The 24,248-nt window shown below is 50.4% G+C and carries 20 protein-coding genes; 11 read left to right on the plus strand and 9 right to left on the minus strand.

Annotated features, from left to right (window positions below; all coding sequences use genetic code 11):
• Window positions 1-60: 60 nt before the first annotated feature.
• From UNDYM_RS04555 to recG, 3 genes are read right to left on the minus strand one after another with little or no spacing between them, the layout of a single operon-like run.
• The gene (locus UNDYM_RS04555; protein WP_162039969.1) at window positions 61-549 is read right to left on the minus strand and encodes a GNAT family N-acetyltransferase; all 489 of its coding nucleotides are present in this window, start codon (window positions 547-549) and stop codon (window positions 61-63) included.
• 6 nt (window positions 550-555) lie between these two features.
• Entirely contained in the window at window positions 556-1,038 is a 483-nt protein-coding gene (locus tag UNDYM_RS04560; protein WP_162039970.1) for an N-acetyltransferase, read from the minus strand.
• Window positions 1,039-1,043: 5 nt separating this feature from the next.
• Entirely contained in the window at window positions 1,044-3,200 is a 2,157-nt protein-coding gene (recG, locus tag UNDYM_RS04565) for an ATP-dependent DNA helicase RecG (protein WP_370529438.1), read from the minus strand.
• A gap of 195 nt (window positions 3,201-3,395) precedes the next feature.
• On the opposite strand from recG, the gene queA reads away from it, so the two are divergent.
• From queA to UNDYM_RS04610, 9 genes are all read left to right on the plus strand, one after another.
• The gene (gene queA, locus UNDYM_RS04570) at window positions 3,396-4,445 is read left to right on the plus strand and encodes a tRNA preQ1(34) S-adenosylmethionine ribosyltransferase-isomerase QueA (protein WP_162039971.1); all 1,050 of its coding nucleotides are present in this window, start codon (window positions 3,396-3,398) and stop codon (window positions 4,443-4,445) included.
• A complete protein-coding gene (tgt, locus tag UNDYM_RS04575) occupies window positions 4,438-5,571 on the plus strand; it encodes a tRNA guanosine(34) transglycosylase Tgt (RefSeq protein WP_162039972.1) in 1,134 nt (377 codons plus the stop codon). The genes queA and tgt overlap by 8 nt, the downstream gene beginning before the upstream one ends.
• A 130-nt stretch (window positions 5,572-5,701) precedes the next feature.
• Window positions 5,702-7,225, plus strand: a complete 1,524-nt coding sequence (locus tag UNDYM_RS04580; RefSeq protein WP_162039973.1) for an FAD-dependent oxidoreductase — start codon at window positions 5,702-5,704, stop codon at window positions 7,223-7,225.
• Between the two features lie 209 nt (window positions 7,226-7,434).
• On the plus strand, window positions 7,435-8,910 hold the full coding sequence (locus tag UNDYM_RS04585) for a YdgA family protein (protein WP_162039974.1): 1,476 nt from the start codon (window positions 7,435-7,437) through the stop codon (window positions 8,908-8,910).
• Window positions 8,911-9,185: 275 nt separating this feature from the next.
• A complete protein-coding gene (gene yajC, locus UNDYM_RS04590) occupies window positions 9,186-9,512 on the plus strand; it encodes a preprotein translocase subunit YajC (protein ID WP_162039975.1) in 327 nt (108 codons plus the stop codon).
• Between the two features lie 79 nt (window positions 9,513-9,591).
• Window positions 9,592-11,469, plus strand: coding sequence for a protein translocase subunit SecD (gene secD / locus UNDYM_RS04595; RefSeq protein WP_162039976.1), 1,878 nt, complete (start codon window positions 9,592-9,594; stop codon window positions 11,467-11,469).
• 33 nt (window positions 11,470-11,502) lie between these two features.
• Window positions 11,503-12,525: a protein translocase subunit SecF gene (gene secF / locus UNDYM_RS04600; protein WP_162039977.1), complete on the plus strand. Its 1,023-nt coding sequence runs from the start codon at window positions 11,503-11,505 to the stop codon at window positions 12,523-12,525.
• Between the two features lie 230 nt (window positions 12,526-12,755).
• A complete protein-coding gene (locus tag UNDYM_RS04605) occupies window positions 12,756-14,078 on the plus strand; it encodes an efflux RND transporter periplasmic adaptor subunit (protein ID WP_162039978.1) in 1,323 nt (440 codons plus the stop codon).
• Window positions 14,075-17,170: an efflux RND transporter permease subunit gene (locus UNDYM_RS04610; protein ID WP_162039979.1), complete on the plus strand. Its 3,096-nt coding sequence runs from the start codon at window positions 14,075-14,077 to the stop codon at window positions 17,168-17,170. Before UNDYM_RS04605 ends, UNDYM_RS04610 begins: the two co-directional genes overlap by 4 nt.
• 73 nt (window positions 17,171-17,243) lie before the next feature.
• On the opposite strand, the gene UNDYM_RS04615 is transcribed toward UNDYM_RS04610, so the two are convergent.
• From UNDYM_RS04615 to UNDYM_RS04630, 4 genes are all read right to left on the minus strand, one after another.
• The gene (locus UNDYM_RS04615; RefSeq protein ID WP_232063693.1) at window positions 17,244-17,636 is read right to left on the minus strand and encodes a MarR family winged helix-turn-helix transcriptional regulator; all 393 of its coding nucleotides are present in this window, start codon (window positions 17,634-17,636) and stop codon (window positions 17,244-17,246) included.
• Between the two features lie 115 nt (window positions 17,637-17,751).
• A complete protein-coding gene (locus UNDYM_RS04620) occupies window positions 17,752-18,318 on the minus strand; it encodes a YceI family protein (RefSeq protein WP_162039981.1) in 567 nt (188 codons plus the stop codon).
• Between the two features lie 68 nt (window positions 18,319-18,386).
• Entirely contained in the window at window positions 18,387-18,953 is a 567-nt protein-coding gene (locus UNDYM_RS04625) for a YceI family protein (protein WP_162039982.1), read from the minus strand.
• 55 nt (window positions 18,954-19,008) lie between these two features.
• Window positions 19,009-19,545 (minus strand): cytochrome b, encoded by a 537-nt coding sequence (locus tag UNDYM_RS04630; RefSeq protein ID WP_162039983.1) that lies wholly within the window; start codon window positions 19,543-19,545, stop codon window positions 19,009-19,011.
• A 253-nt stretch (window positions 19,546-19,798) separates the two neighbouring features.
• On the opposite strand from UNDYM_RS04630, the gene UNDYM_RS04635 reads away from it, so the two are divergent.
• Window positions 19,799-21,004, plus strand: a complete 1,206-nt coding sequence (locus UNDYM_RS04635) for a sterol desaturase family protein (protein WP_162039984.1) — start codon at window positions 19,799-19,801, stop codon at window positions 21,002-21,004.
• A 165-nt stretch (window positions 21,005-21,169) separates the two neighbouring features.
• On the opposite strand, the gene purB is transcribed toward UNDYM_RS04635, so the two are convergent.
• On the minus strand, window positions 21,170-22,537 hold the full coding sequence (gene purB / locus UNDYM_RS04640; RefSeq protein ID WP_162039985.1) for an adenylosuccinate lyase: 1,368 nt from the start codon (window positions 22,535-22,537) through the stop codon (window positions 21,170-21,172).
• Window positions 22,538-22,800: 263 nt separating this feature from the next.
• Between purB and UNDYM_RS04645 the strand changes: the two genes are divergently transcribed.
• A complete protein-coding gene (locus UNDYM_RS04645; RefSeq protein ID WP_162039986.1) occupies window positions 22,801-23,409 on the plus strand; it encodes a glutathione S-transferase in 609 nt (202 codons plus the stop codon).
• Window positions 23,410-23,536: 127 nt separating this feature from the next.
• Here UNDYM_RS04645 and bfr read toward each other — a convergent pair whose 3' ends face one another.
• A complete protein-coding gene (gene bfr / locus UNDYM_RS04650) occupies window positions 23,537-24,013 on the minus strand; it encodes a bacterioferritin (protein ID WP_162039987.1) in 477 nt (158 codons plus the stop codon).
• Between the last annotated feature and the right edge of the window lie 235 nt (window positions 24,014-24,248).

A 24,248-nucleotide genomic window follows, 5' to 3' on the forward strand; every position in this document is an offset into this window, starting at 1 on the left:
CTCCTGATTTAATTTTTGGATTTGCCTGGCTAGACACAGGCTGCTGAGTGTATTCCAGCTTCAGGAATTGATCAAAATCTTTTCCATGACATGCGAATCTAAATTAAAGATTGACTTCTTCTTTTCCAGAACTTTAAAGCCATTGCGCATATAAAAAGCCAGTCCACTCTTAGTGCTGTTCAGTCTTAATTTTTCCAAATGCAGGTTCTTTGCACGCTCTTCCATCGTTGTCAACATTGCCTTGCCAATGCCTGAATACAGCGCTTCTTTCAACACATAGCATAGGGAAATATATCCTTTGTTATCCATCATGGAAAAACCAAGAATTTGAGTGCCTGATGACGCGTCTGACTCTGCCACTAATGAATAAGAGTCCTCCGCATTGATCCATGCCACCAGATTTGGCACAGTTTTATTTTTAAGCCATTTTTCCAGAATCAAAGCGTCATTTTGGTGGTCTGAAATGCAACACTCGGTGATGGACAGGCGCAACACCTCGCACACTTGGCTGGCATCATGCTCATGCGCCTCACGAATGGAACTGTTCATGCAAATCTACTTCAACTTCTTTTGCATGATGATCGCACCGCCAAATTCCGGGTTCAGCTCATACGGCGCAAAGCCTTCTGCGCGATACATATTTTGCGCACGGGTATTGCCCTCCAATACTTCCAGCGTCATCTTGCAATAACCCAGTTGTTCAGAGAGGGCGGTCAGGTGCTGCATCATTTGATTGCCTATGCCCTTGCCGCGAAAATCAGGATGCACGGCAAAGTCGTGGATATTCAATAAGGACTTGCAGGCAAAGGTAGAAAAGCCTTCTATGCAAATCGCAAAACCGGCAGTCTGATCATTCACATAAGCGAGTATGGCGCGCACGGTATTGCGTTTTTTGAGTTCAGTGATGAGATTGGCTTGCGCATAATCAGACAGGGCTTCGCCGCCGCCCATGGGATCGAGCGCATACATATTGAGCATGCTGACCAGGTCCTTGGCATGCTGCGGATTATTGACATCAACATCGACGATATTCAACATAGTTTTTATACTCGTAAAAATTCTTCTTTATATCCCAGCCAGCGCTCCAGATGAGCCGCAACGGTGACCGGGTCATTTTTCAATAAATCATCGGCCAGGTTGCGTGCCTTATCGACCAGCCATTGATCGGTTTCCAGGTTGGCAAAGCGTAACATGGCTTCACCGGATTGGCGTGCACCGAGGAATTCACCGGGGCCGCGCAATTCCAGGTCCTTGCGGGCAATTTCAAAACCATCATTACTCTCGCGCATCGTGGCCAGCCTTTGTTTGGCAGTACCACCCAGGGGGCCTTGATACAGCAGCAGGCAGACACTGGCTGCGGCACCACGGCCTACGCGGCCACGTAGTTGGTGCAATTGCGACAGGCCAAACCGTTCAGCATGTTCGATTACCATCAGGCTGGCATTCGGTACATCGACACCAACTTCTATCACCGTGGTAGCCACTAGCACCTGGCTGTCATTACGAATAAATGCCTCCATCGTGGCCTGCTTTTCTGCTGGTTTCAGGCGGCCATGGACCAGGCCCACCTTCAATCCCGGCAAGGCTTCAGCAAGCATGGTGTGCGTGTCAGTTGCGGTTTGCAGTTGCAGGGTTTCTGATTCTTCTATCAACGGGCAAACCCAGTAGACTTGTTTGCCTTCCTGCCCTGCTGCCTGCACGCGGGCGATGACTTCATCGCGGCGGTTTTGGTCAATGACACGGGTGACGATAGGTGTGCGACCTGGTGGTAGTTCATCAATGATGGATACTTCCAGGTCAGCGTAGTAAGTCATCGCCAGTGTGCGCGGGATAGGCGTGGCCGACATCATCAGTTGATGTGGTACCTTGCCAGCTTCGGTCTTGTTGGCCAGGTTAAGGCGCTGGCTGACGCCAAAGCGGTGTTGTTCATCAACGATGACCAGGCCCAGTTTCTTGAATTGCACAGTGTCTTGTATCAGAGCGTGGGTACCTATCACCAGTTGCGCTTCGCCGGAGGTGATGAGGGCATTGGCAGCGTCTTTTTCTTTTTTCTTCAGGCCGCCGGTCAGCCAGGCTGTTTTTACACCCAGCGGTTCCAGCCAGGCAGCGATTTTCCTGAAATGCTGTTCGGCCAGAATTTCTGTCGGTGCCATCAGCGCTGCCTGAAAACCATTGTCTATGGCTTGTGCCGCCGCTAGTGCCGCAACAATGGTTTTGCCGCTGCCTACGTCGCCTTGCAACAGGCGTTGCATGGGGAAGGCTTCACGCAGATCATCGCGTATCTCGGCCAGCACTTTTTTTTGCGCCCTGGTCAGGGAAAATGGCAGGTTCAGCAGGAAAGCATTGCTGAGTTCACCGACCAGTGGCAGGGCATTTGCCCCTTTGCTGCGACGGGTGATTTGTGCACGCTTCAGCGACAATTGCTGGGCCAGCAGCTCATCGAATTTCATGCGTTCCCAGGCTGGATGTTCGCGTTCTATCAGGCTATGCTGATCGACATCTGGCGGTGGATTATGCAGTATGCGTATGCTGCTTTCAAAATCCTGCAAATGCAGGGCGGCCAGGCGTGCAGGCGACAGGGTGTCGCGCCAGTTGACGCGCGTCATGGCATTGGCAATGGCTTTGCGCAATAAGGCTTGTGGCACGCCTTCGCCGGAAGGGTAAACAGGCGTCAGCGCAGTCGGTAAAGGCGCGCCTTCATTGACGATCTTGTAATGTGGATGCACCATCTCTGCACCAAAGAAGCCATGGCGTAATTCGCCACGCGCCCGTACTCGCACGCCCACCGCCATTTGCTTGGTCTGGTTGCCATAAAAATTCAGGAAGCGTAGTACAACCTGGCCACTATCGTCGGCAATCGTCACGACCAGCTGGCGGCGCGGGCGATACTGTATATCGCAATCTGTGACCACGCCCTCAACCTGCACACTGCTGCCACCACGGAAAGAAGCATCGCGCATGCTGACGATTTCTGTTTCGTCTTCATAGCGCATGGGCAGGTGCAAGACAAAATCCATGTCCTTGCGCAAGCCCAGTTTGGCAAGTTTTTCACTTGCCTTGGCAGCGGTATTGGCCGGACTTTTGGCTTTCTTGACAGGCTTCTTGGTGCCGGACTCCGGCTGTGCATGGCCGCCAGCCATGGCTGCATCAGCTTGTGTATTCTTTAACTCTACGCTAGCACTTTGGTCTTCAGCGGCCATGAGGTGTAAAATGGTGGGTTTTGCTGTCAGCTTACTTTTTCAGGAAATTCACAAAACCTTGGGTTGCAGGCTGTTTGCCTGTGATCTTAACCGGGTTTGCTACGCTAGTGTGTATTCTACTGGTATTTTATACAGTGTAAAGTAGCTTTATGTCTGTTTTTCCTGTTTTACCCCCGTTTTTTGTAGAATTTTTGCATGCTTTACTCCCTAAGTGATTTTGATTTTGAACTGCCCGAAGCCCTGATCGCGCAAACACCTTTGCCCGACCGTACTGCTTCGCGCCTCTTGCATGTTGACGGCGATACGCTGGTAGACAGGCACTTTGCCGATATCATCAACCAGCTCAATGCCGGTGATTTGCTGGTCTTTAATGATACCCGTGTCTTGAAAGCCCGTTTCTTTGGCGTCAAGGAAAGCGGCGGCAAGATACAGATGCTGGTGGAGCGTGTATTGTCGAATAATGACAAGGAGCGCAGTGTGCTGGCACAGATGCGTGCGTCCAAGTCACCACTGCCAGGTAGCAAAATCCGCCTGGCAGACAGTTTTGATGTCGTCGTCGGTGAGCGTGTTGGTGAATTTTTCACCCTGTATTTCCCGTCAGATATCTTCACTTTACTGGAAACATTCGGTCGCCTGCCCTTGCCGCCATATATAGAACATGATGCCGACGACTTTGACGAGCAGCGTTACCAGACCGTGTATAACCGCGTGCCAGGTGCGGTTGCTGCACCAACGGCTGGCTTGCATTTTGACGAGGCGCTGTTGCAGCGTTGCCAGGACAAAGGCATAAAACTTGCCTATGTGACCCTGCATGTGGGCGCGGGCACCTTCCAGCCTGTGCGTACCGAAAATCTGGCAGATCACCAGATGCACAGCGAATGGTATACCGTGCCGGATGAGACCGTGACAGCCGTGCAGGCGACCAAAGCCGCTGGCGGCAAAGTGGTGGCGGTTGGTACCACCAGCATGCGTGCACTCGAGTCTGCTTCACAAACCGGGGCCTTGCTGGCAGGCAGCGATGACACCCGCTTGTTCATCACGCCGGGTTATGTATTCAAAACCGTGGACAGGCTTATCACCAATTTCCACTTACCAAAATCCACTTTGATGATGCTGGTATCGGCATTTGCCGGGTATGATCGCGTCCGCGGTGCTTATGCTCACGCTATCGCTCAACAATATCGTTTTTTCAGCTATGGCGATGCCATGCTGCTGACCAATTCCTCCGGGGAAGACCATGCTTGAATTTACACTCATTAAAAAAGATAAAACTACTGCCGCACGTCGTGGCCGTGTCAAAGTCAACCATGGTGAAATCGAAACGCCTATCTTCATGCCGGTGGGTACTTATGGCTCGGTCAAGGCCATGTCGCCGCTGGAATTGAAAGAGATAGATGCCCACATTATCCTGGGTAACACCTTCCACCTGTGGCTGCGTCCTGGCACGGAAGTACTGAATAAATTTGGTGGCCTGCATGGTTTCATGGGCTGGGATAAACCTATCCTGACTGACTCAGGCGGTTTCCAGGTATTTTCGCTGGGCGCAATGCGCAAGATCACAGAAGAGGGCGTCAAATTTTCTTCGCCTATCAGTGGTGAGCGTCTGTTTCTGTCGCCAGAAATTTCCATGCAAATCCAGCGTTCGCTGAACTCTGATATCGTCATGCAGTTCGATGAATGCACACCTTATGAAATTGATGGCAGGCCAGCGACGACAGAAGAAGCTGGCAAATCCATGCGCATGTCCTTGCGCTGGGCCAAGCGTTCTATCGATGAATTCAACCAGGGTGAAAACCCGAATGCCTTGTTCGGCATCGTCCAGGGCGGCATGTTTGAACACCTGCGCGACGAATCCCTGGCAGGCTTGAATGAACTGAATTTCCACGGTATTGCCATCGGCGGCCTGTCAGTGGGCGAGCCCAAGGAAGACATGATGCGCGTACTCGCGCACGTTGGCCCCAAGCTCCCAGAAAACAAGCCGCATTACCTGATGGGTGTAGGTACGCCGGAAGACCTGGTAGCAGGTGTCGCCAATGGCATAGACATGTTTGACTGCGTCATGCCTACCCGCAATGCGCGCAATGGCTGGATCTTCACCCGCTTTGGCGATATCAAGATCAAGAACGCGCGCTACAAGGAAGAAAAAGAACCACTGGATGCAACTTGCGAATGTTATGCCTGCAAGAATTTCTCGCGCGCTTACCTGCATCACTTGCACCGCACTGGTGAAATCCTGGGCGCACGTTTGAACACCATCCACAATCTGCATTACTACCTGGATTTGATGAAAAACATCCGTAAAGCATTGGACGATGAGCGCTTCCCCGAGTTTGTACAGCAATTCCACGCTGACCGTGCGCGCGGCGTTTGAGTCAGTGTTCGTGTCTTATTTAATACGGTAAATAATGACGGACTGATCAGTAATACGAATTATATTCAGGCCGCTTGCAGGCAAAATGACGCTCTCGTCCGAGTGGACAAATGAATACTAGAGGTCTGATATGAATTATCATCCCGTCATTATTGCCGGCGGCGGCATTTCTGGTCTGTATTGCGCCTGGCGTCTGGCCTTGTCCGGGCAAAAAGTCGTGGTGCTGGAAGCCTCATCTGACCGCTGGGGTGGCCGCATAGAGACTGAAGATCTCGATGGCTTTATCGCTGAATGGGGCCCCATGCGTTTCGAGCCCACCCTGCAACCGCGCTTCGATAAATTGTGCCGTGACCTGGGCGTCAAGCTGACCGAGTTCAGCGGCCCGGAAGGTGAAGAAGTCAACGCTCCCACCTATGATTTGCCTGCCGAGGAAATGGGTCTCAACTCCCTGCAATTGCTCAAGCGCGGCATCATGCTGATCTTGGGACAAGACCCGCAAGACCAGGCCTGGATAGATGCCCAGACTGAGGCTGACTACCAGCGCATGCGCAAACATGCACAACTCAATGGCCAGCCCTTGTGGAGCATGGGTTTCTGGAACGCCATGTCTGCCGAAGGTGCGCTCAGCCATCTGGCACTGACCAAGCTGCGCGACACTGGCACCTTCTATCACATGATCCCCGAAAACCTGAACGCGATAGAATGGATCATCTGGTGGCTGCGCGCCCTCAAAACCGTAGGCCAGCAACTGGCCAGCGTGGATGGCGGCACCGCAAAACTGACAGAAAGCCTGATGGCAAAATTGCGTGGCCTCAGCAATGTCACCCTGGCTGGCGGTCACATGCTGACCAGTTTCAAGCAAATCGCCATGGGCCAGCCCAGGCTGGAACTGGATGTGCATACCAAGAATGGCAATATACAGTTGCAGACCGACAGGCTGATTCTTGCTTTGCCGAGGATGCCGCTGGTGAAACTGGCGTCCTGCCTGCCTGAACATGTCTCTTCCCAGCTTGATGCGGTGAATGGCTTTCCGATGCTGAAACTGTTCTTCGTGACAGATTCACCCTGGTGGGATTATTCACAACGTCCGCAACAATATGCGAGTTGTCTGCCTACCCGGGAAATCCATTATTTCCGTCGCCCACAAGGCCAGGACAAGGATGGTCATGGCATGGTCTTGCTGTACATGGACCGCCCATCGACAGAATTCTGGAAACACTATGTCATGGAAACCGACAAACATGACCGCGCCGAGATAGACCAGAACGTCAAGATCGTCGATGCCTTCTCCCTGTTCGTTGCGCGTGATGTCAAACGCCTCGTCGATATCAAGCGCTCAGGCCTGAAACTGACTGACCAGGCCCAGCATATGTTTGAAGAAAAATCACTGGAAGATACCCGCGACTTTATCAAGAATTCCATCGTCACCTATGGCATACGCGACTGGGCGAGAGCTCCTTATGGCGCGGCCAATCATGGCTGGCAACCAGGTGTGCGTTCATGGAAGGTCATGGATGTGTTCAAGGCCTTTGACTTTGGCAGCGGTGCCAAGAATATCCACATTGTTGGTGAGGCATATTCCGATTACCAGGGCTTTGTTGAGGGAGCTTTGAATACCTCGGAACTGGCTTTGGCGACTATACGTTCCAACTAACGCAGAAAAAACCAGCAGGCAAGGCAGCAAGCGCAAGTTTGCTGCCTTTTTCTTTTTATCATGCATTTTGAATGAGAGAAATATTGCTACATACCAAAGTATTGAAGTCAAATGCAAGAATGACAATCCAGGGGAAGCTTGTTACACTTTGCGCAGGTCATAATGACCCTGGCCATCTGGCAAGCAAGTTGTTCACACGGAGGAAGTTTGTGAGTAAAAGTACGAAACTGATTGCAGTAGTCGCGGTTCTGGCAGTGGCATATCCTGCTGCCGCCTGGTACACCGGAAAAAGTGTAGAAGCCAAGCTGACAGAATCCAGCCTGAATCAGGCTAAATCTTCTCCCTATGTCAAAATCATCAAGCAAGATTATCAGCGCGGTATCTTTTCTTCTACCCAGGATACGACGCTGGAACTGACTTTTCCCGGCATGAAAAAACCGGATTTTCCCATGTCGGGTGCTGACACCGGTGCTGACACAAATGCTGCTGAGCAGCCAGCTACCGATAATCCTGCAACGGCAGCTAGCCCTGCAGCAGAACCTGCTGTGGCAGAGAAGGCGTCGAAACCGCTGCAGATACATTTCATTAACCACATCCAGCATGGCCCGCTGCCTGCATTCCGTGGTTATGGTGCGGCCCTGATCAAGACAGAGCTGGTGCTGGATGCAGAAAGCAAGGCGCAGCTTGCCAAGCTGTTTGGTACTGCCAACGCACTTGAGATCACTTCCCGCCTCAATTATGGCGGCAGTGGCCGCGTCAGCATTTCCAGCCCGGCATTCAATACTGTCATGGAAAAAGACAAGGAAAAAGTCAACTGGCAGGGTTTGAGCCTGGAAGTTGGCTTTGAAAAAGATTACAAGGCATTTAATGTCGTCATGAGTGCCCCTGGTTTGACCGTCGATGGGCTGGAAGGTCAGTCATTCAAACTGGGAGCGGTCAGCCTCAAAGGTGAAGTAACGCAGGCTTATCCAGGTACCCGACTTTATTTGGGCAAGACTGAAACCACTGTTGCCAATATCAGCTATACCGATAAAGTCGAAGCCAAGAAAAGTTTTACCCTGGATCAGTTCAAGCTGGGTACCGAAGCCACTATGAAAGATGAGCTCATGGACTTTGTCGCCAGGATAGGTGCTGCCAAGCTAAGCTTTGATAATCAAGAGTTTACGGACTTCCATTACGACTATGGGGTAAAGCGCATTCATGGTCCATCCCTGGCAAAAATTTCTGTTGCCTATACCGATGTGATGAGCGCGCCTGGTGATCCTGACAAAAGAGCTGCCCTGAAAGCCGTGTGGGATGAAGTTGCGGCTATTGTTTTGCAAAAAGAACCAGAGCTGGTGCTGGAGCGCCTGAGTGTCATGACGGTCGATGGCGAGGCAAAACTCGCAGGTTCTGCCAAGCTTGCAGGTGCAACAGCGGCAGATACAGCCAACCCTATGTTGCTGCTGCCAAAATTACAAAGCAACCTGGATGTGACTTTGACAGAAGCGTTGGTCGCCAAACTTGGCGGGGCCAGCCAAAAAGATCCAGAAGCCCAAAAAGCTGCCCAGGCTGCCATGGTCCAACAAATTCAGGCTTTCGAAGGCCAGGGTTTTATCACCCGCAGCGGCAAACTGCTGAGTTCCAAAATCGAATGGAAGCAGGGCGCTTTGACCATCAACGGCAAACCATTTAGCCGACAATAAGTATTGTTATTGCAAAATTTGCATTTATCCAGTCAAATGCAGGCAATCATCCGGGAGCACCGGTGATTGCCTGCTTTTTTTGCATGGCTTTCTTTACAGATATCCTGACAATTTCCAGCATTTCGCATGGGCGGTGCTAAAATACGGCGCTTTGCCGATTGAAAAATAGGCATTTGGTGCTATATACCAGGAATTGAGCAATAATTGCGGCAATTTATGTCCGGGTTTTAGCCAGGAAATTAGAATTTCATTATTAAAATGACAGGAGTCTGAACGTGTTTATTTCCAATGCTTACGCACAAGCAGCCGCTGGTGGCGATCTCCAGAGCAACCTGCTGACTATGTGGCCTTTGCTCCTGATGGTAGCAGTAATGTATTTCCTGATGATACGTCCTCAGATGAAGCGTCAGAAAGAGCAAAGGGCAATGATGGACGCCCTGGCAAAAAATGATGAAGTAGTCACCGCAGGCGGTATCCTGGGTAAAGTAGTCAAGGTCAGTGATGCCTATGTGACCATAGAAATCGCCAACGGTACAGAAGTTGTCGTACAAAAGATGTCCATCACCATGATGCTGCCCAAGGGCACGATTAAAGCGATTTAATCAGAAAAACACGGCAACGCAGTCCAAAAATAAACTGGGCTGCGTTGTGCTTTTTTAGCTTCCAATTATTTTCCCCATTATGAATCGCTATCCACTCTGGAAGTACATACTGATTCTGATCGCCCTGCTGTTTGGTGCTTTGTATACTGCGCCAAATTTCTTTGGCGAATCACCTGCAGTGCAAGTCAGTAGCGGTAAAGCCACCGTCAAAGTCGAATCTGACATGGCTGGCCGTGTAGAAAAAGCGCTGGAACAGGCTGGCCTGAAAAGCAAGGATATCTCCTATGAATATAACGGTGTGCAAGGCACAGTCCGCGCCCGTTTTGAAGATACGGATACTCAGTTCAAGGCCAAGGCGGCGCTCGAAAAAACCCTGAATGCTGATCCTGCTGATCCTACTTATACACTGGCCTTCAACCTTTTGTCGAATACGCCAAAGTGGTTGCAAAACCTGCATGCACTGCCTATGTTCCTGGGGCTGGATTTGCGTGGTGGCGTGCATTTCCTCATGCAGGTTGATACCAAGGCGGTCATGAACAAGCGCATGCAAAGCCTGGTTTCCAGTGTGCGTAGCAATTTGCGTGAAAAAGAAGTGCGTCATGCGGGCTTGAACCGTGAAGGTGACGTGATCAAGGTCAAGTTCCGTGATGCAGAGGAACGTACCAAGGCCAAGAATGTCTTGCTGTCACAGATGACAGATGTCGATTTGCTCGATACCGCCGGTAGTGATGGCGCCGACTTTGGCTTGCAAGTGAGTTTGAAGCCCAAGGCATTGAAAGATGTGGTCTCGGAAGGTATCAAACAAAATATTACCGCCTTGTCCAAGCGTGTCAATGAGCTGGGTGTTGCTGAACCTATCATCCAGCAACAGGGGGCTGACCGTATTGTTGTCCAATTACCGGGCGTACAGGACGTCGCGCGCGCCAAGGGTATTATCAACCGTCTCGCAACATTGGAAGTCCGTTTGCTGGATGAAAGTGTCATCGGCGCAGTTGATGCCAATACCGCTGTTCCTTATGGCTCAGAAAAATTTGTCTCCAACCGTGGCGAGTACCTGATACTCACCAAAGACCCTGTCATTACTGGTGACGATATCACCAATGCTACGTCCAGTTTTGACCAACACCAGCAGCCTTCAGTCAGTGTTGATTTGAATGGTGACGGTGGCAAACGTATGGGTAATGCGACCAGTACGCGCATAGGCAAGCGCATGGCGATCGTCCTGTTTGAAAAAGGCAAGGGCGAAGTGTTGATCGCACCAACCATCAATGATGAATTGCGCAATCGCTTCATCATCACAGGCATGGGCACATCGTCCGCCGCTGGTGACCTGGCCCTGTTGTTGCGTGCGGGTTCTCTGGCCGCACCGATGGAAATCATAGAAGAGCGCACGATAGGCCCACAACTGGGTGTGGAAAATATCAAGCAGGGTCGCAATTCGACACTGTATGGTTTTATCGCGATCTCTGTTTTCATGATTGCCTACTACCTGATGTTTGGTTTCTTCAGCGTGCTGGCACTGTCTTTCAACGTCTTGTTGCTGGTGGCGATTCTGTCACTGATGCAGGCGACGCTGACCTTGCCGGGTATTGCGGCGATTGCATTGGCACTGGGTATGGCGATTGACGCCAACGTACTCATTAATGAACGCATACGTGAAGAACTGCGCGCAGGCAAGACACCGCAAAAAGCCATAGAAGAAGGTTTCGATCACGCCTGGGCCACCATCCTTGACTCTAACGTGACTACCCTCATCGTTGGTCTGGCCCTGCTGGTATTTGGTTCTGGTGCTATTCGCGGTTTTGCTGTGGTTCACTGCCTGGGTATTCTGACTTCGATATTCTCGTCCGTATTCGTCTCACGCGGCGTTGTGAACTTCTGGTACGGAAGAAAGAAAAAACTGGCGTCCATTTCTATTGGAACGATCTGGAAACCAACAGAAAGCGCTGGCAAGTAAGCAGCCAGACTATCAAGAACACAGGAATTCATCATGGAATTATTCCGTATTAAAAAAGACATTCCTTTCATGCGCCATGCGCTGATATTCAATGTCATCTCTGCACTGACCTTTGTCGCAGCCGTGTTTTTCCTGCTGCACAAAGGCTTGCATTTCTCGGTTGAGTTTACCGGTGGTACGGTCATGGAAGTGACCTACCCCAAGGCTGCCAATGTCGATGCCATACGCCACAAGGTAGAGGAGCTGGGCTTCAAGGATTCACCAGTACAAACCTTTGGTAAGGCGCAAGACGTGGTGATACGTTTGCCGGAAACAAAAAAGGATGCCAAGGTCAGTGTTGCCGATACCGTGTTTGAGGCACTTTGCAAAATTGAAAATGGTAATCTCAGTAAAGTTCCAGCCAGTGCAGCGAATGGTACGACCACAGACAAACTCGCTTGTCAGGATGCTGCCAAAACAGAATTGGTCAAGCTGCAAAGGGTAGAGCTCGTTGGTGCCCAGGTTGGTGATGAGCTGGCACATGATGGTTTGATGGCATTGTTGTTCGTGATACTGGGCGTCATGCTGTATCTGGCAATACGCTTTGAATGGAAGTTTGCGGTGGCTGCGATCGTCGCCAACTTGCATGACGTCATTATCATCCTCGGCTTCTTTGCCTTCTTTGAATGGGAATTCAACTTGTCGGTACTGGCAGCAGTGCTGGCGGTGCTGGGTTACTCGGTGAATGAGTCCGTGGTTATTTTTGACCGTATCCGTGAAAATTTCCGCAAGCAGCGCAAGATGTCTGTGACCGAGGTGATCGACAATGCGATTACCAGCACAATCTCACGCACCATCATCACCCACGGTTGTACCCAGATGATGGTGTTGTCGATGTTGCTGATCGGTGGTCCGACTTTACATTATTTTGCAGTTGCTCTGACGATAGGTATTTGCTTTGGTATTTATTCTTCCGTATTCGTGGCAGCAGCGATTGCGATGTGGCTGGGTGTCAAGCGTGAAGACCTGATCAAGCCAGTCAAAGAGAAAGACGATACGGATGGTGCCGTGGTTTAAACAGTGTGTTTAAAATCAAGCAACTCTGTCTCTTCCATGTAACGGAAGGTATCTAAAATGAAAGCCAGCCTGTGTGCTGGCTTTTTCTTTGTTAGCATTTCGGTTCTGAACTTTTTAAGGTCGATTTGTGTCTGAGGAGAAATTGCAAATTGACGTAAGAAGTCAACACTTCGTAAAGAAACGCGTGGAAAAGCTTATTGCTTGCGATTCCTGCACTGGATAAAAATAATATGAGCAAATTCAAAACCCTGATCATCGTCGCAGCTCTGGCAGCCGCCTCGGGCGCGGCTTACACTTATTACAAGTCGTCTGACAAAGCTGCGGGAGAGGGGGCTACGGCAAAGGCGGGTGGTAGTGGTCCTGCCGGAGCCGGTGCCGCGCAAAATCGTCCAGTCACTGTCTCCACCATCATTGCACAAAAGCGTGACTATGATGTCAGGATTACTGCCAATGGCGTGGTCACCGCATTAAACACTGTCGATATCCGCCCGCAAGTCAGCAGCACTATCGCCAAGGTGCATATCAAGGAAGGGCAGTTCGTCAAAGCTGGCGATGTCTTGTTCACTTTGGATAGCCGTGTCGATGAAGTCAACCTGGCAAAAGCCCAGGCACAACTCGATAAAGACCTGGCATCGCTGGCCGACTATCAGCGCCAGCTCGTGCGCAACAAGGATCTGGTCAGCAAGAAATTTGTTGCCCAAAGTGTTGCCGACACCAGCCAGACCCAGGTCGATGCTCAGCAAGCCGTAATTGCTTTCGACAAGGCAGCGGTGAATGCCGCCCGCGTTGCGCTCAGCTATAACCGTATCGTCGCACCATCAGCTGGCCGGACTGGCATCATCAGCGTTTTCCCCGGTTCCCTGGTACAACCTGCGACTGCAACACCGCTGGTCAGCATTACTCAGATGGACCCGGTGGCGATTGCTTTCCCGCTGCCACAACGCAATTTGCCAGATGCGCTGGAAAGCATGAAACGCAGCGATAGTTATGTCATGGCCAATTTGCCGGACACGACGGTCAAATTCAAGGGTAAATTACAGTTCGTCGATAATGCCGTGGATGCCGCATCCGGCACGATCAAGGTCAAGGCAGTATTTGACAACAAGGAACTGAAACTCTGGCCTGGTGCCTATGCCAATCTCGAGCTCAGCGTACAGACTCTCAAAGATGTCGTCGTAGTGCCGCAGGATGCTGTCATCGTCGGTCCCCGTGGCAGCTCTGTATATATCGTTGATGCCGAAGGTAAGGCCATCATGAAGCCCGTGGTCGTGACCAACAGTTTTGGTAATGATGCTGTTGTTACTGGCATAGAGGCAGGTTCCAAAGTCGTGTTGGATGGAAAACAAAACCTGCGTCCTGGCGCCAGCGTCAAGGAACGTAATGGCGATGGCAAAGAAGGCAAGGGTAACAAAGCAGACAAGGGTGCCAAGGGTGCAGGCAAGGCTGAGTCTTCTGCCAGTGCTTCCGTTAGTGCTTCTTCCAGCGCTTCATCTGCAACGGCTGCGCCTGCTGCATCCACAGCACCAGCAGCCTCAGCCGCGAGCGCATCATGAATTTGTCTGAATTATTCATACGCCGTCCGGTCATGACGGTATTGCTGAACCTGTCCATCGTCGTGGCAGGTGTCCTGGCTTACCGTTACATCCCTATCGCGGCTTTACCGAGTTATAACACGCCGGTCATCAGCGTGAATGCCAATCTGCCTGGTGCCAGTCCTGAGACCATGGCAACCTCAGTGGCTTTGCCGCTGGAAAAGCAGTTTGCTACCATACCCGGCCTGTCCATCATCAGTTCCAGTAATACTCTCGGCTCTACCTCGCTGACACTGGAATTTGACCAGAACCGCAATGTTGATGCAGCCGCTGTGGATGTGCAGGCTGCACTGCTGCGTGCGCAGCGCTCTTTGCCAGTCGATATGACGTCACCACCGTCGTATCGTAAGGTCAATCCTGCTGATGCGCCTGTGTTGTTCATTGCACTGACATCGCCATCGCTGAGTCTTGCTGAACTGACCAGCTATGCCGAGCATTTGATCTCGCCCAGTTTGTCGACGCTCGAAGGTGTGGCCCAGGTAAATATTTTTGGTATCAAGCGTTATGCCGTGCGCATACGCGTGATGCCAGATGCCTTGCAGGCACGCAACCTGACACTCGATGAATTGTCAGCGTCCATCCGTACCTCGAATGCAAACACGCCAGTCGGTACGCTGGATGGCGACAAGCAGACTCTGACGCTGCTGGCCAACAAGCAAATGCAAAGCGCCGCAGAATTTGCCAATCTCGTGGTCAGCAACAAAGGTGGACAAGTCGTGCGCCTGCGTGAAGTTGCCACGGTTGAAGACAGCTACGAGCAAGTCAAAACCAACGCCAATTTTAATGGCGAAAGTTCGATTACCCTGGCAATACAAAGGCAGACTGATGCCAACACCGTCAAGGTGGTCGATTCCATCAAGGCGGCCTTGCCTGGCTTCAAAGCGCAATTGCCAGCTTCCGTCAAAATGAATCTGGTGAATGACAGGTCCGTCTCCATTCGTGATGCTTTGCATGACGTGAACCTGACCTTATTGCTGACGATATTCCTGGTGGTGATAGTCATTTTCCTGTTCTTGCGCCGCATGGTCGCAACCATCATTCCGACGCTGTCTTTGCCTGTGTCGCTGGTTGGTTCAATTGCTCTTTTATGGGGCTTTGGCTATACGCTGGATAATGTTTCGTTGCTGGGGCTGACACTGGCTGTGGGCCTGGTGGTCGATGACGCCATCGTCATGCTGGAAAACATCATGCGCCACGTCGAAAATGGCGAGCCGCCTTTCAAGGCCGCATTGCAGGGTTCGCGTGAAGTGGGCTTCACCATCATTTCGATTTCGACTTCGCTGGTGGCGGTATTCATTCCCATCTTCTTCATGCCTGGCGTCATTGGTCAGCTATTCCATGAGTTTGCCGTCATCGTCAGTCTGGCCATCGTCGCCTCAGCATTCGTTTCTTTGACGCTGGTGCCCATGCTGGCCAGCCGTTTTCTGAAAAGTGAGCATGAACTGAAAGAACCGCCAAAGGCAATGGCTGCGATGTTGCATGTATTTGAAAGCAGTTTCGATGCGTCCTTGCGTGCTTATACCCGTGGTTTGGACCTGGCATTGCGCCACCGCAAACTGGTGCTGCTGATCGCTCTGGCAACCTTTGCTGCCACGGCCTATCTGTTCAATATCATCCCCAAGGGTTTCTTCCCCCAAGAAGATATAGGTCAGATCAATGTCTCGACCGAGGCGGCAGAAGAAACTTCTTTCCCAGCCATGGTCAGCTTGCAGGACAGGGTCGCCAAGATCATACGTGATGATCCTAATGTGGCTACTGCAACTTCTTTCAATGGTGGCAGTGGTTCGCAAAATACAGGTCGCATGTTCGTCAACCTGAAGCCACGTGGTGAACGCAAGCCGATGAAGGACGTTGTTGAAGGTTTGCGCAAGAAACTTAATGAGGTTCCTGGTATTGCCGTTTTCCTGCGTCCTACCCAAAACTTGCAATTGGGTGGCCGCCCCAGCAAGAGCCAGTACCAATACATTTTGCAAAGTGTGGAAGCTGGTTCACTCAGCGACTGGGCCATCAAGCTGCAAGAAAAATTGCGTACTGACCCCGGTTTCAAGGATGTCACCACAGACTCGCAATTGAAGGGTTTGCAGGCCAGTATCAATATTGACCGTGACCGCGCGAATGCACTGGGCGTGTCCATGGACAGCATACGTTCGGCACTGTACAGCGCTTTTGGCGAACGTCAGATATCGACGATGTATACCAATGTTGATAGCTACCAGGTCATCATGGAAGTGGCGCCAGATGCGAAGAAAGATGAAAGCGCCATCAATGGTATCTATGTACGCGGTAATACTGGTACTCTGGTACCGCTCTCCAGTATTGCTACCGTCAAACGCACGGTAGGGCCGACCGCGATCAATCACGTAGGGCAATTGCAGGCGGTGACGGTATCTTTCAACCTGGCACCCGGCACAGCCCTGGGCGAGGCGACTAACCGCATAGAAAAATACCGCGATGAAATCAAAGTGCCGTCGTCCATTATCACTACCTATGGTGGCGATGCAGCGGTGTTCAAGGATTCGCAATCAGGTCAGGTCATTTTGATCGTTGCCGCCTTGCTGGTGATCTATGTATTGCTTGGTGTATTGTATGAAAGTTATATACACCCTATCACTATCCTCGCTGGCTTGCCTTCCGCCGCAGTAGGGGCCTTGCTGACCTTGCAGATGTTTGGCGAAGACCTGACTCTGATCGCCACGATAGGTATCTTGCTGCTGATCGGTATCGTCAAGAAGAATGCGATCATGATGATCGATTTTGCGCTTGATGCGCAAAGGCATCACAATATGACGCCACCAGAGGCAATACGTGAAGCCTGCATACAACGCTTCCGCCCCATCATGATGACCACACTGGCTGCGCTGGTTGGAGCTTTGCCGATTGCACTGGGTTTGGGTGCCGGTGCTGAATTGCGCCAGCCTCTCGGGCTTGCGGTGGTGGGTGGTTTGATTTTTTCACAGGCAATTACCCTGTTCATTACACCCGTGATTTATCTGGCACTGGACCGTTTCAGCGGTAGCGGGCCTATCGTTGGTGATGCCTTGCCGGTGAAATAAATGCTGAATTCTGTCCGCAGGCAATCAGCTTGCGGACAGGCAGGGATACTCGAACTGATTTTCTGGCGATTGCTTAGTTGCAATCGTCTTCCTGCAAATGCTGCCTGAGTTTGAGCAAACTGTTTTCCAGATTCAGGTAATCATCTTCAGTATAAGTCTTGAAGCGCTGTTTGCCGGATTGCACGACCTGGGGGAAGATATCATCAAAGGTGGCTTCACCCACAGGTGTCAGTTTGATGAATAACTGGCGGCGATCATCATTACCGCGCTCACGTTGCACCAGGCCCTTTTGTTCGAGCCTATCGAGCACGCCTGTCAGGGTGCCCTTGGTGATCAGGGTTTTTTCGCCTAGCTCTTTGCAGGTCATACCTGGCGTATTGCCCAGGGTCGCGATGATATCGAATTGCGAATGCGTAAAACCAAGCTTGCGCACATTCCTGGCAGAAGCCTGTTCAAATAATTGCATGCACTCCGACAGTAATCGTATGCTGCGCAGGTAACGTTCGCCCATAAATAGTTTGTGAGGATTATGGTGTGATGCGCCGAACGCATCACACCAGGGACTGCAACTAATTCAATAATTAATCAGCCTTGATTGCTTCTACCTGGATAGCCAGTTTTACTTCTGGTGCAAAACGTGGTGTACCGTAGCTCAGGCCAAAATCAGTACGTTTGAATTCTGCTGTAGCATCTGCACCGCAAGCTTCTTTCTTGAAGAAAGGATGGTCGATACACTTGAATTTATTGATCGTCAAAGTGACAGGTTTGGTTACACCCAGCAAAGTCAATTCACCGATAACAGCAACTGGTGTGTCGCCATTAAATTTAATGGATGTGCCTTTGTAAGTCGCAGTAGGGAATTGCGCAACATTGAACATGTCTTTACCTTTTGCATGTTCATTCATTTTCTCATGACCAAAGTCAATGGAATTAGCATCGATAGTGATATCTACAGTACCGGTTTTTGCAGCGCGGTCCAACACGATCTTGCCGCTGGTTTTTGTAAACTTGCCGCGCCATACAGAAATGCCCATGTGGTCAGCTTCGAAGCTAGGGTAAGTATGATTAGGTTCGATGTTGTAAGTCTGGGCAAATGCAGGTGCAGTGCTGATCAACATTGCGGCGGCGATAAGTTTAGCGATTTTCATAGATGACTCCTGAGTGGCGAAAATTTGTTTGATTAAAAGTGTTGGGGGTACTTGCTTGATACTAGGTATTACGGGTTTGTTACTACATGAAACTTGATCTGTACTTCATCGGCAACCATGCCGGTGTCTTTCCATTCACCTTCACCAATGTTGAAAGTGAGGCGCTTGATAGGCAGACTGCCGTCAAAGACCTGGCTATTGCCTTCTTTCTTTACGCTTAAAGGGAAGCTGACATCCACGGTTTTACCCTTGATGCTGAGCTTGCCGGTGACATCCAGCTTGCCTGCTGCACCAGTTTTCATGGAAGTGGAGACAAAGCTGGCTTTAGGAAAAGCAGCAGCGTTGAACCATTCCTTCTTCAGGACTTCTTTATTGTATTCAGCGTCACCAAGGTCAAAGCTGGCAACATCAATATCTACTGTTGCTTTGGATGCTTCAGGTTTTGCGTTGTCGTAATCAATGTTGGCCGCAATTTTTTTGAATTTGGCATCAACGGGTACATTCATTTGCTTGAACACAATGTTCACTGTGCTTTTTGCGCTATCGACTTTGAGGATGGCGGCGATGGCCGGGCTGGCGATCAGCAAGGCGGCAGCAGCAGAAATAGCGATTTTTTTCGTGGAATAGGTGGACATACTTGTACCTGCTTAAAAATAAGAAGAATTAACTAAATGGATTAGCCTGGAAAAATTAAAAACGGGGACGCATGCGATTCAAGAGCCCGTCTTTATCGTAGAAATGGTGCTTGAGCGCCGCCGCGACATGCAGTAAGACCAGAACGAACATGACATTGTTTAAAATTTCATGCAATTCTTTTAAAGTCCCCTTGATTTCCGGGTTGGGAGCTATTAATACTGGTAATTCGAATAATCCCAGATAGACTACCGGATAGCCCGCTGCCAGGGTGTAGAAATAACCAGACAAGGGCACAGCGAACATCAGTACATACAGCAGGATATGAGTCGCATTCGCCAGCTGTGTCTGGACTTTGCCCATATTCTCAGGGTAAGGCGGTGCCTTGCTCATGAGGCGGGAGATGAGACGTATGGCAACAAAAGCAAGTACCGTTACACCCAGCCACTTATGGTAGGAGAAATATTGCAACTTGGTCGGGCTGATACGCATATCAACCATGATATTGCCGAGGATAAAGGCAATGATGATCAGAATGGCAATCAACCAGTGCAGAGCGATGCTGAAATTGGAATATCTTTGAGTGGCTGCCATGCTTGCTCCTCTGATGAAAGAGATAATTAGTTCGAAGTAGAACTAATATAGCGCAAAAAAAGAAAGTCTGCTGAGAGCCGCCCAATTTTTAAGCGAATAATATGTAAGCAGCTGCTACATTTTGTTCTTGAAACTGAGTCTTGCGGCTATACTTTGCCCGGAATCTCCGCGCAATTTGCCATAAAAAGGTTTTTCCCCTGCCATTAAGGCATTCATTTATCATTGGCTTACTTGCCAATTCATCATATCAATAATGAAACCAGAAATTCCAGAAAAATCCCTAGGTAAACTATTAGTCGATCCTGCCAAAACCGTACTTGGCAACGTAGCAGGTGCCGTCACTGAAACCACAGGCTTGCTGGACCAGAGCGGGCCATTGAAACCGGGCACAGGCCTGGCCAGTGGCGTGCTGGCATTGACGCTGGCTTTCCTGTGTTTGCTGGGCGTGATAGCTTTCCACTTCCCGCAGTATCTGACCACGCCTGAATTGCGTAAAAACTATTCCCCGGACGTCATACGCCATATTCTATTTGCTGCGCTGGTGCTCTCTGGCGTGATCAGTTTATTGAATATACTGTTTAATCGCCGCCGTGGTTTGAATGCGGTGGCAGCAGTTCTGGTCATTGGTGCCGTGGCTTTTGGCGGATCACATGTGCCTGTGGCGGATTTTCCTGATCACACGCCATATATAGGCCTGGACTGGTTCATTCTCGATTTGCTGGGTTCGACCATCATTTTCGTCGTTATCGAAAAAATCTTTCCGCTGTACAGGGGACAATTGATCTTCCGTCGTGAATGGCAAACCGACATGGTGCATTTTGCCGTCAATCACTTCATCGTCGGGCTGGCCTTGTTGACCGTCAACTTTGCCATTCACCGTTTGTTTGGCTGGATGGCACATGACAGCGTGCGTGATTTTGTGCAGTCTATCTGGTTCTTCCCGCAATTACTGCTGTGTATTCTGACTGCCGACATGGTGCAGTACTGGACCCACCGCGCCTATCATGAGATTCCTTTCCTGTGGCGGTTCCATGCCGTCCATCATTCAGCCAAAACCATGGACTGGCTGGCCGGTTCGCGTCAGCATATCCTGGAGTTGATCTGCACCCGCGTTGGCGTGCTCGGTGCTTTGTACGTGCTGGGTTTTGACAAGACTGTCATGGATGTCTATATCATAGTGGTTGGCTTCCAGGCCGTATTCAACCATGCGAATGTGCATCTGCCATGGGGCCCAATCAAGTATGTGATCGTCACACCTGACTTTCATCACTGGCACCACTCATCAGATGATGTGGCGATAGACAGGAATTATGCAGCTCATTATGCCTTCCTTGATCATCTGTTTGGTACGGCGATCAAGGGCCAAAAGGGCTTCCCTGAGAAGTATGGCGTGCAGGGTGACTATATGCCGGACGGCTTCGTGAAACAGCTGATGTTCCCGTTCCGTTCGCAGAAATAAGTTGTGTGAATCAAGACCACATTAACCACAGAGGCACCGAGACACAGAGAAAGGCAAGAGAAAAACATGCAAGTTAGCTTTGATATTTTTGGGGCTTTCTTCGATTTTCTCTGTGCTACCTCTGTGTCTCGGTGCCTCTGTGGTGAGCCTTTTGGTCTTTAAACCTTAAATCGCTTTTGCCAGTTTCGCTGCAATACCGGTGTAGTTCGCCGGTGTCATTGCCAGCAGCAAATCCTTGGCATCGCGCGGGATAGCCAGGCCTTCAACAAACTCTTGCAAGGCGGCTTTGGTGATGCCTTTGCCGCGTGTCAGTTCTTTCAATTGCTCGTAAGCGTTTTCTACTGCATAACGGCGCATCACGGTTTGTACCGGCTCTGCCAATACTTCCCAGGTCGCATCGAGGTCTGCAGCGAGACGTTCAGGATTGGTTTCCAGTTTGTTCAGGCCGCGCAGGCAACTGTCGTAGGCCAGCAGAGTGTAGCCGAATGCCACACCGATATTGCGCAAGACGGTAGAGTCAGTCAGGTCGCGCTGCCAGCGGGACACCGGCAATTTTTCTGACAGATGACGCAGCAGCGAATTCGCCAGACCCAGGTTGCCTTCGGAATTTTCAAAGTCGATAGGATTGACTTTATGCGGCATGGTGGATGAACCAATTTCACCCGCTTTGGTTTTTTGCTTGAAATAACCGACAGAGATATATCCCCAGATGTCGCGGTTCAAGTCCAGCAGGATAGTGTTGGCGCGTGCGAAGGCATCAAACATCTCGGCCATATAATCATGCGGCTCGATCTGTATCGTGTAAGGGTTATAGGTCAGGCCCAGGCGCTGCTCCACGACGTTTTTGGAGAAGCTTTCCCAGTCATGCTGCGGGTAGGCAGACAGGTGGGCATTGTAGTTGCCTACTGCGCCATTCATCTTGCCCAGGATTTCTACCTGTTCTATACGCTTGATGGCGCGCTGCAGACGTGCAACGACGTTGGCCATTTCCTTGCCCAGGGTAGTTGGGCTGGCTGTCTGGCCATGGGTGCGGGACAGCATAGGCACATCAGCATTTGCATGCGCGATTTCTGTCAGCTTGCTGATCAGTCTTTGCAGTGCTGGCAGCATCACCTCATTGCGCGCTGTTTTCAACATCATGCCGTGAGAAGTGTTGTTGATGTCTTCAGAAGTACAGGCAAAGTGGATGAATTCGCTGGCAGCAACCAGCTCAGGCACATCCTTGACTTGTTCCTTGAGCCAGTATTCCACAGCCTTGACGTCATGATTGGTGACGGCTTCAATTTCCTTGATGCGTTGTGCATCGGTCTCAGAAAAACCGGCAACGAGTTTGTCGAGCAAGGCATTTGCCGCAGGAGAAAAAGCCTTGATCTCATCGAAACCGGCTTGTGACAAAGCTTGCAGCCAGGACACTTCAACTTTAACACGGTGATGCATGAAGCCAGCTTCAGATAAAGTGGCGCGCAAGGCATCGACCTTGCTTGCATAACGACCGTCGAGTGGAGAGAGAGCAGAGAGTGAGGATAGGGACATGATGGACTATAGAGATGGAATGACAGAAAGCCTTGCGCAAAAAACAACAAAAGTGTAGATTTTGCAAATCACCATGATTTGGCAAAAATTTACAATTGTTGTGCAAATACAGTTTTTTTTGCACCGAATACACGATTTTACCATTTGAATGCGTTCAAATTATAGAATCGTAGTGATGTTGCTGCTCCGCACGTCAGCCCCGCAGGCATGGGTTTACAGGCTGGCGATGCTATAATCCGCGCTAAACCTACTACCAGATTCCTATGAAACTTATTGGCTCCACCACTAGTCCTTTTGTCAGAAAAGTCCGCGTTGTCATGGCGGAGAAAAAACTTGATTACGTTTTTGTGCAAGAAAACGTGTGGGCAGCAGACACCACGATACAGCAATCCAACCCGCTGGGAAAAGTACCCTGCCTTTTGATGGAAGACGGCGGTGCCATGTTTGACTCGCGCGTCATCGTTGAATACATCGACACACTGACCCCCGTCGGCAAACTCATTCCCGCCCAGGGTCGTGAACGTGTGGAAGTCAAATGCTGGGAAGCGCTGGCAGACGGCATCATGGATGCCGCCATTCTGGTGCGCCTGGAAAAAACCTTGCGTCCGGCGGAACAGCAAAGCCAGGAATGGATAGACCGCCAAATGAGCAAGGTCCATGCTGGCCTGAAATCCATGTCCAGCGGCCTTGGCGATACCGCATTCTGCACCGGTACCCACCTGACCCTCGCTGATATCAGCGTAGCTTGCGCACTGGGCTGGCTGAGCTTCCGCTTCCCGGAGATAGACTGGCGCGACGATTACCCTAATCTGGCTAAATTATTTGATAAGTTGTCCGAACGCGCTTCTTTCAAAGACACTTTGCCACAATAAGCGCATCGCTCTGCAAGCAAGCGAGATTTAAAGCAGGCAAATTCAAAATCAAAAGGGATGTAGCGCTAGCTAAATCCCTTTTGATTTGTCTGGCCTCATTGAGCGCCAGACGCAAGCAGGTAGAGGTTTACTCTTCGCTGGACATTTGCGACTGCAAGTAATTCTGGATACCGATTTTTTCTACCAGCTCCAGCTGCGTTTCCAGCCAGTCTATATGTTCTTCCGTATCCTCAAGGATCATCTGGAACAGGTCGCGTGAGACATAATCACCAACGGCCTCGCAAGTGGCGATGCCTTCCTTGACGGTCTTTTGCGCGGCAACTTCCAGCTTCAGGTCGCAACGCAGCATCTCCAGTGTGTCTTCACCTATCATCAGCTTGTGCAATGCCTGCAGATTTGGCAAACCACCGAGCATGAGGATACGGTCTATGAGCTTGTCAGCATGCTTCATCTCGCCGATAGACTCTTCATACTCCTTCTTGGCTATTTTTTCAAAGCCCCAGTGCTTGTACATGCGTGCATGCAAAAAATACTGGTTAATCGCACTCAATTCATTGGTGAGTTGTGCGTTAAGCAGTTTGATGACTTTCGCGTCGCCTTTCATGGCTTTCCTTCCTGTGGCTATGGATATTGTCGGTGAGGTGTTTGCTGACGAGCTTTATGCTTGCAGACTTTTATCACATGATAGATCATTCAGTGGCAGTTGCAAAATGAAGATCATCTGCATCACTGAGTTTGCTGGATAAAGTGCTGGAGTGAGACGATATTTTTGATACTGATTGAAGAGGTGAAGCGCAATTATTCTCATTTAGTTTTCTATGATTCTGAATGTAGTAGAA

Source organism: Undibacterium sp. YM2 (genome assembly GCF_009937975.1).
In the GTDB taxonomy this organism is placed as follows: Bacteria; Pseudomonadota; Gammaproteobacteria; order Burkholderiales; family Burkholderiaceae_D; genus Undibacterium.

Coding starts and splice junctions, on each gene's coding strand:
- queA (WP_162039971.1), top strand. CDS start 3,396: ATGCTTTACTCCCTAAGTGATTTTGATTTTGAACTGCCCGAAGCCCTG.
- tgt (WP_162039972.1), top strand. CDS start 4,438: ATGCTTGAATTTACACTCATTAAAAAAGATAAAACTACTGCCGCACGT.
- UNDYM_RS04605 (WP_162039978.1), top strand. CDS start 12,756: ATGAGCAAATTCAAAACCCTGATCATCGTCGCAGCTCTGGCAGCCGCC.
- bfr (WP_162039987.1), bottom strand. CDS start 24,013: ATGAAAGGCGACGCGAAAGTCATCAAACTGCTTAACGCACAACTCACC.
- UNDYM_RS04620 (WP_162039981.1), bottom strand. CDS start 18,318: ATGAAAATCGCTAAACTTATCGCCGCCGCAATGTTGATCAGCACTGCA.
- UNDYM_RS04610 (WP_162039979.1), top strand. CDS start 14,075: ATGAATTTGTCTGAATTATTCATACGCCGTCCGGTCATGACGGTATTG.
- UNDYM_RS04580 (WP_162039973.1), top strand. CDS start 5,702: ATGAATTATCATCCCGTCATTATTGCCGGCGGCGGCATTTCTGGTCTG.
- UNDYM_RS04555 (WP_162039969.1), bottom strand. CDS start 549: ATGAACAGTTCCATTCGTGAGGCGCATGAGCATGATGCCAGCCAAGTG.
- purB (WP_162039985.1), bottom strand. CDS start 22,537: ATGTCCCTATCCTCACTCTCTGCTCTCTCTCCACTCGACGGTCGTTAT.
- UNDYM_RS04635 (WP_162039984.1), top strand. CDS start 19,799: ATGAAACCAGAAATTCCAGAAAAATCCCTAGGTAAACTATTAGTCGAT.
- UNDYM_RS04625 (WP_162039982.1), bottom strand. CDS start 18,953: ATGTCCACCTATTCCACGAAAAAAATCGCTATTTCTGCTGCTGCCGCC.
- UNDYM_RS04630 (WP_162039983.1), bottom strand. CDS start 19,545: ATGGCAGCCACTCAAAGATATTCCAATTTCAGCATCGCTCTGCACTGG.
- secF (WP_162039977.1), top strand. CDS start 11,503: ATGGAATTATTCCGTATTAAAAAAGACATTCCTTTCATGCGCCATGCG.
- UNDYM_RS04645 (WP_162039986.1), top strand. CDS start 22,801: ATGAAACTTATTGGCTCCACCACTAGTCCTTTTGTCAGAAAAGTCCGC.
- secD (WP_162039976.1), top strand. CDS start 9,592: ATGAATCGCTATCCACTCTGGAAGTACATACTGATTCTGATCGCCCTG.
- UNDYM_RS04615 (WP_232063693.1), bottom strand. CDS start 17,636: ATGCAATTATTTGAACAGGCTTCTGCCAGGAATGTGCGCAAGCTTGGT.
- UNDYM_RS04560 (WP_162039970.1), bottom strand. CDS start 1,038: ATGTTGAATATCGTCGATGTTGATGTCAATAATCCGCAGCATGCCAAG.
- recG (WP_370529438.1), bottom strand. CDS start 3,200: ATGGCCGCTGAAGACCAAAGTGCTAGCGTAGAGTTAAAGAATACACAA.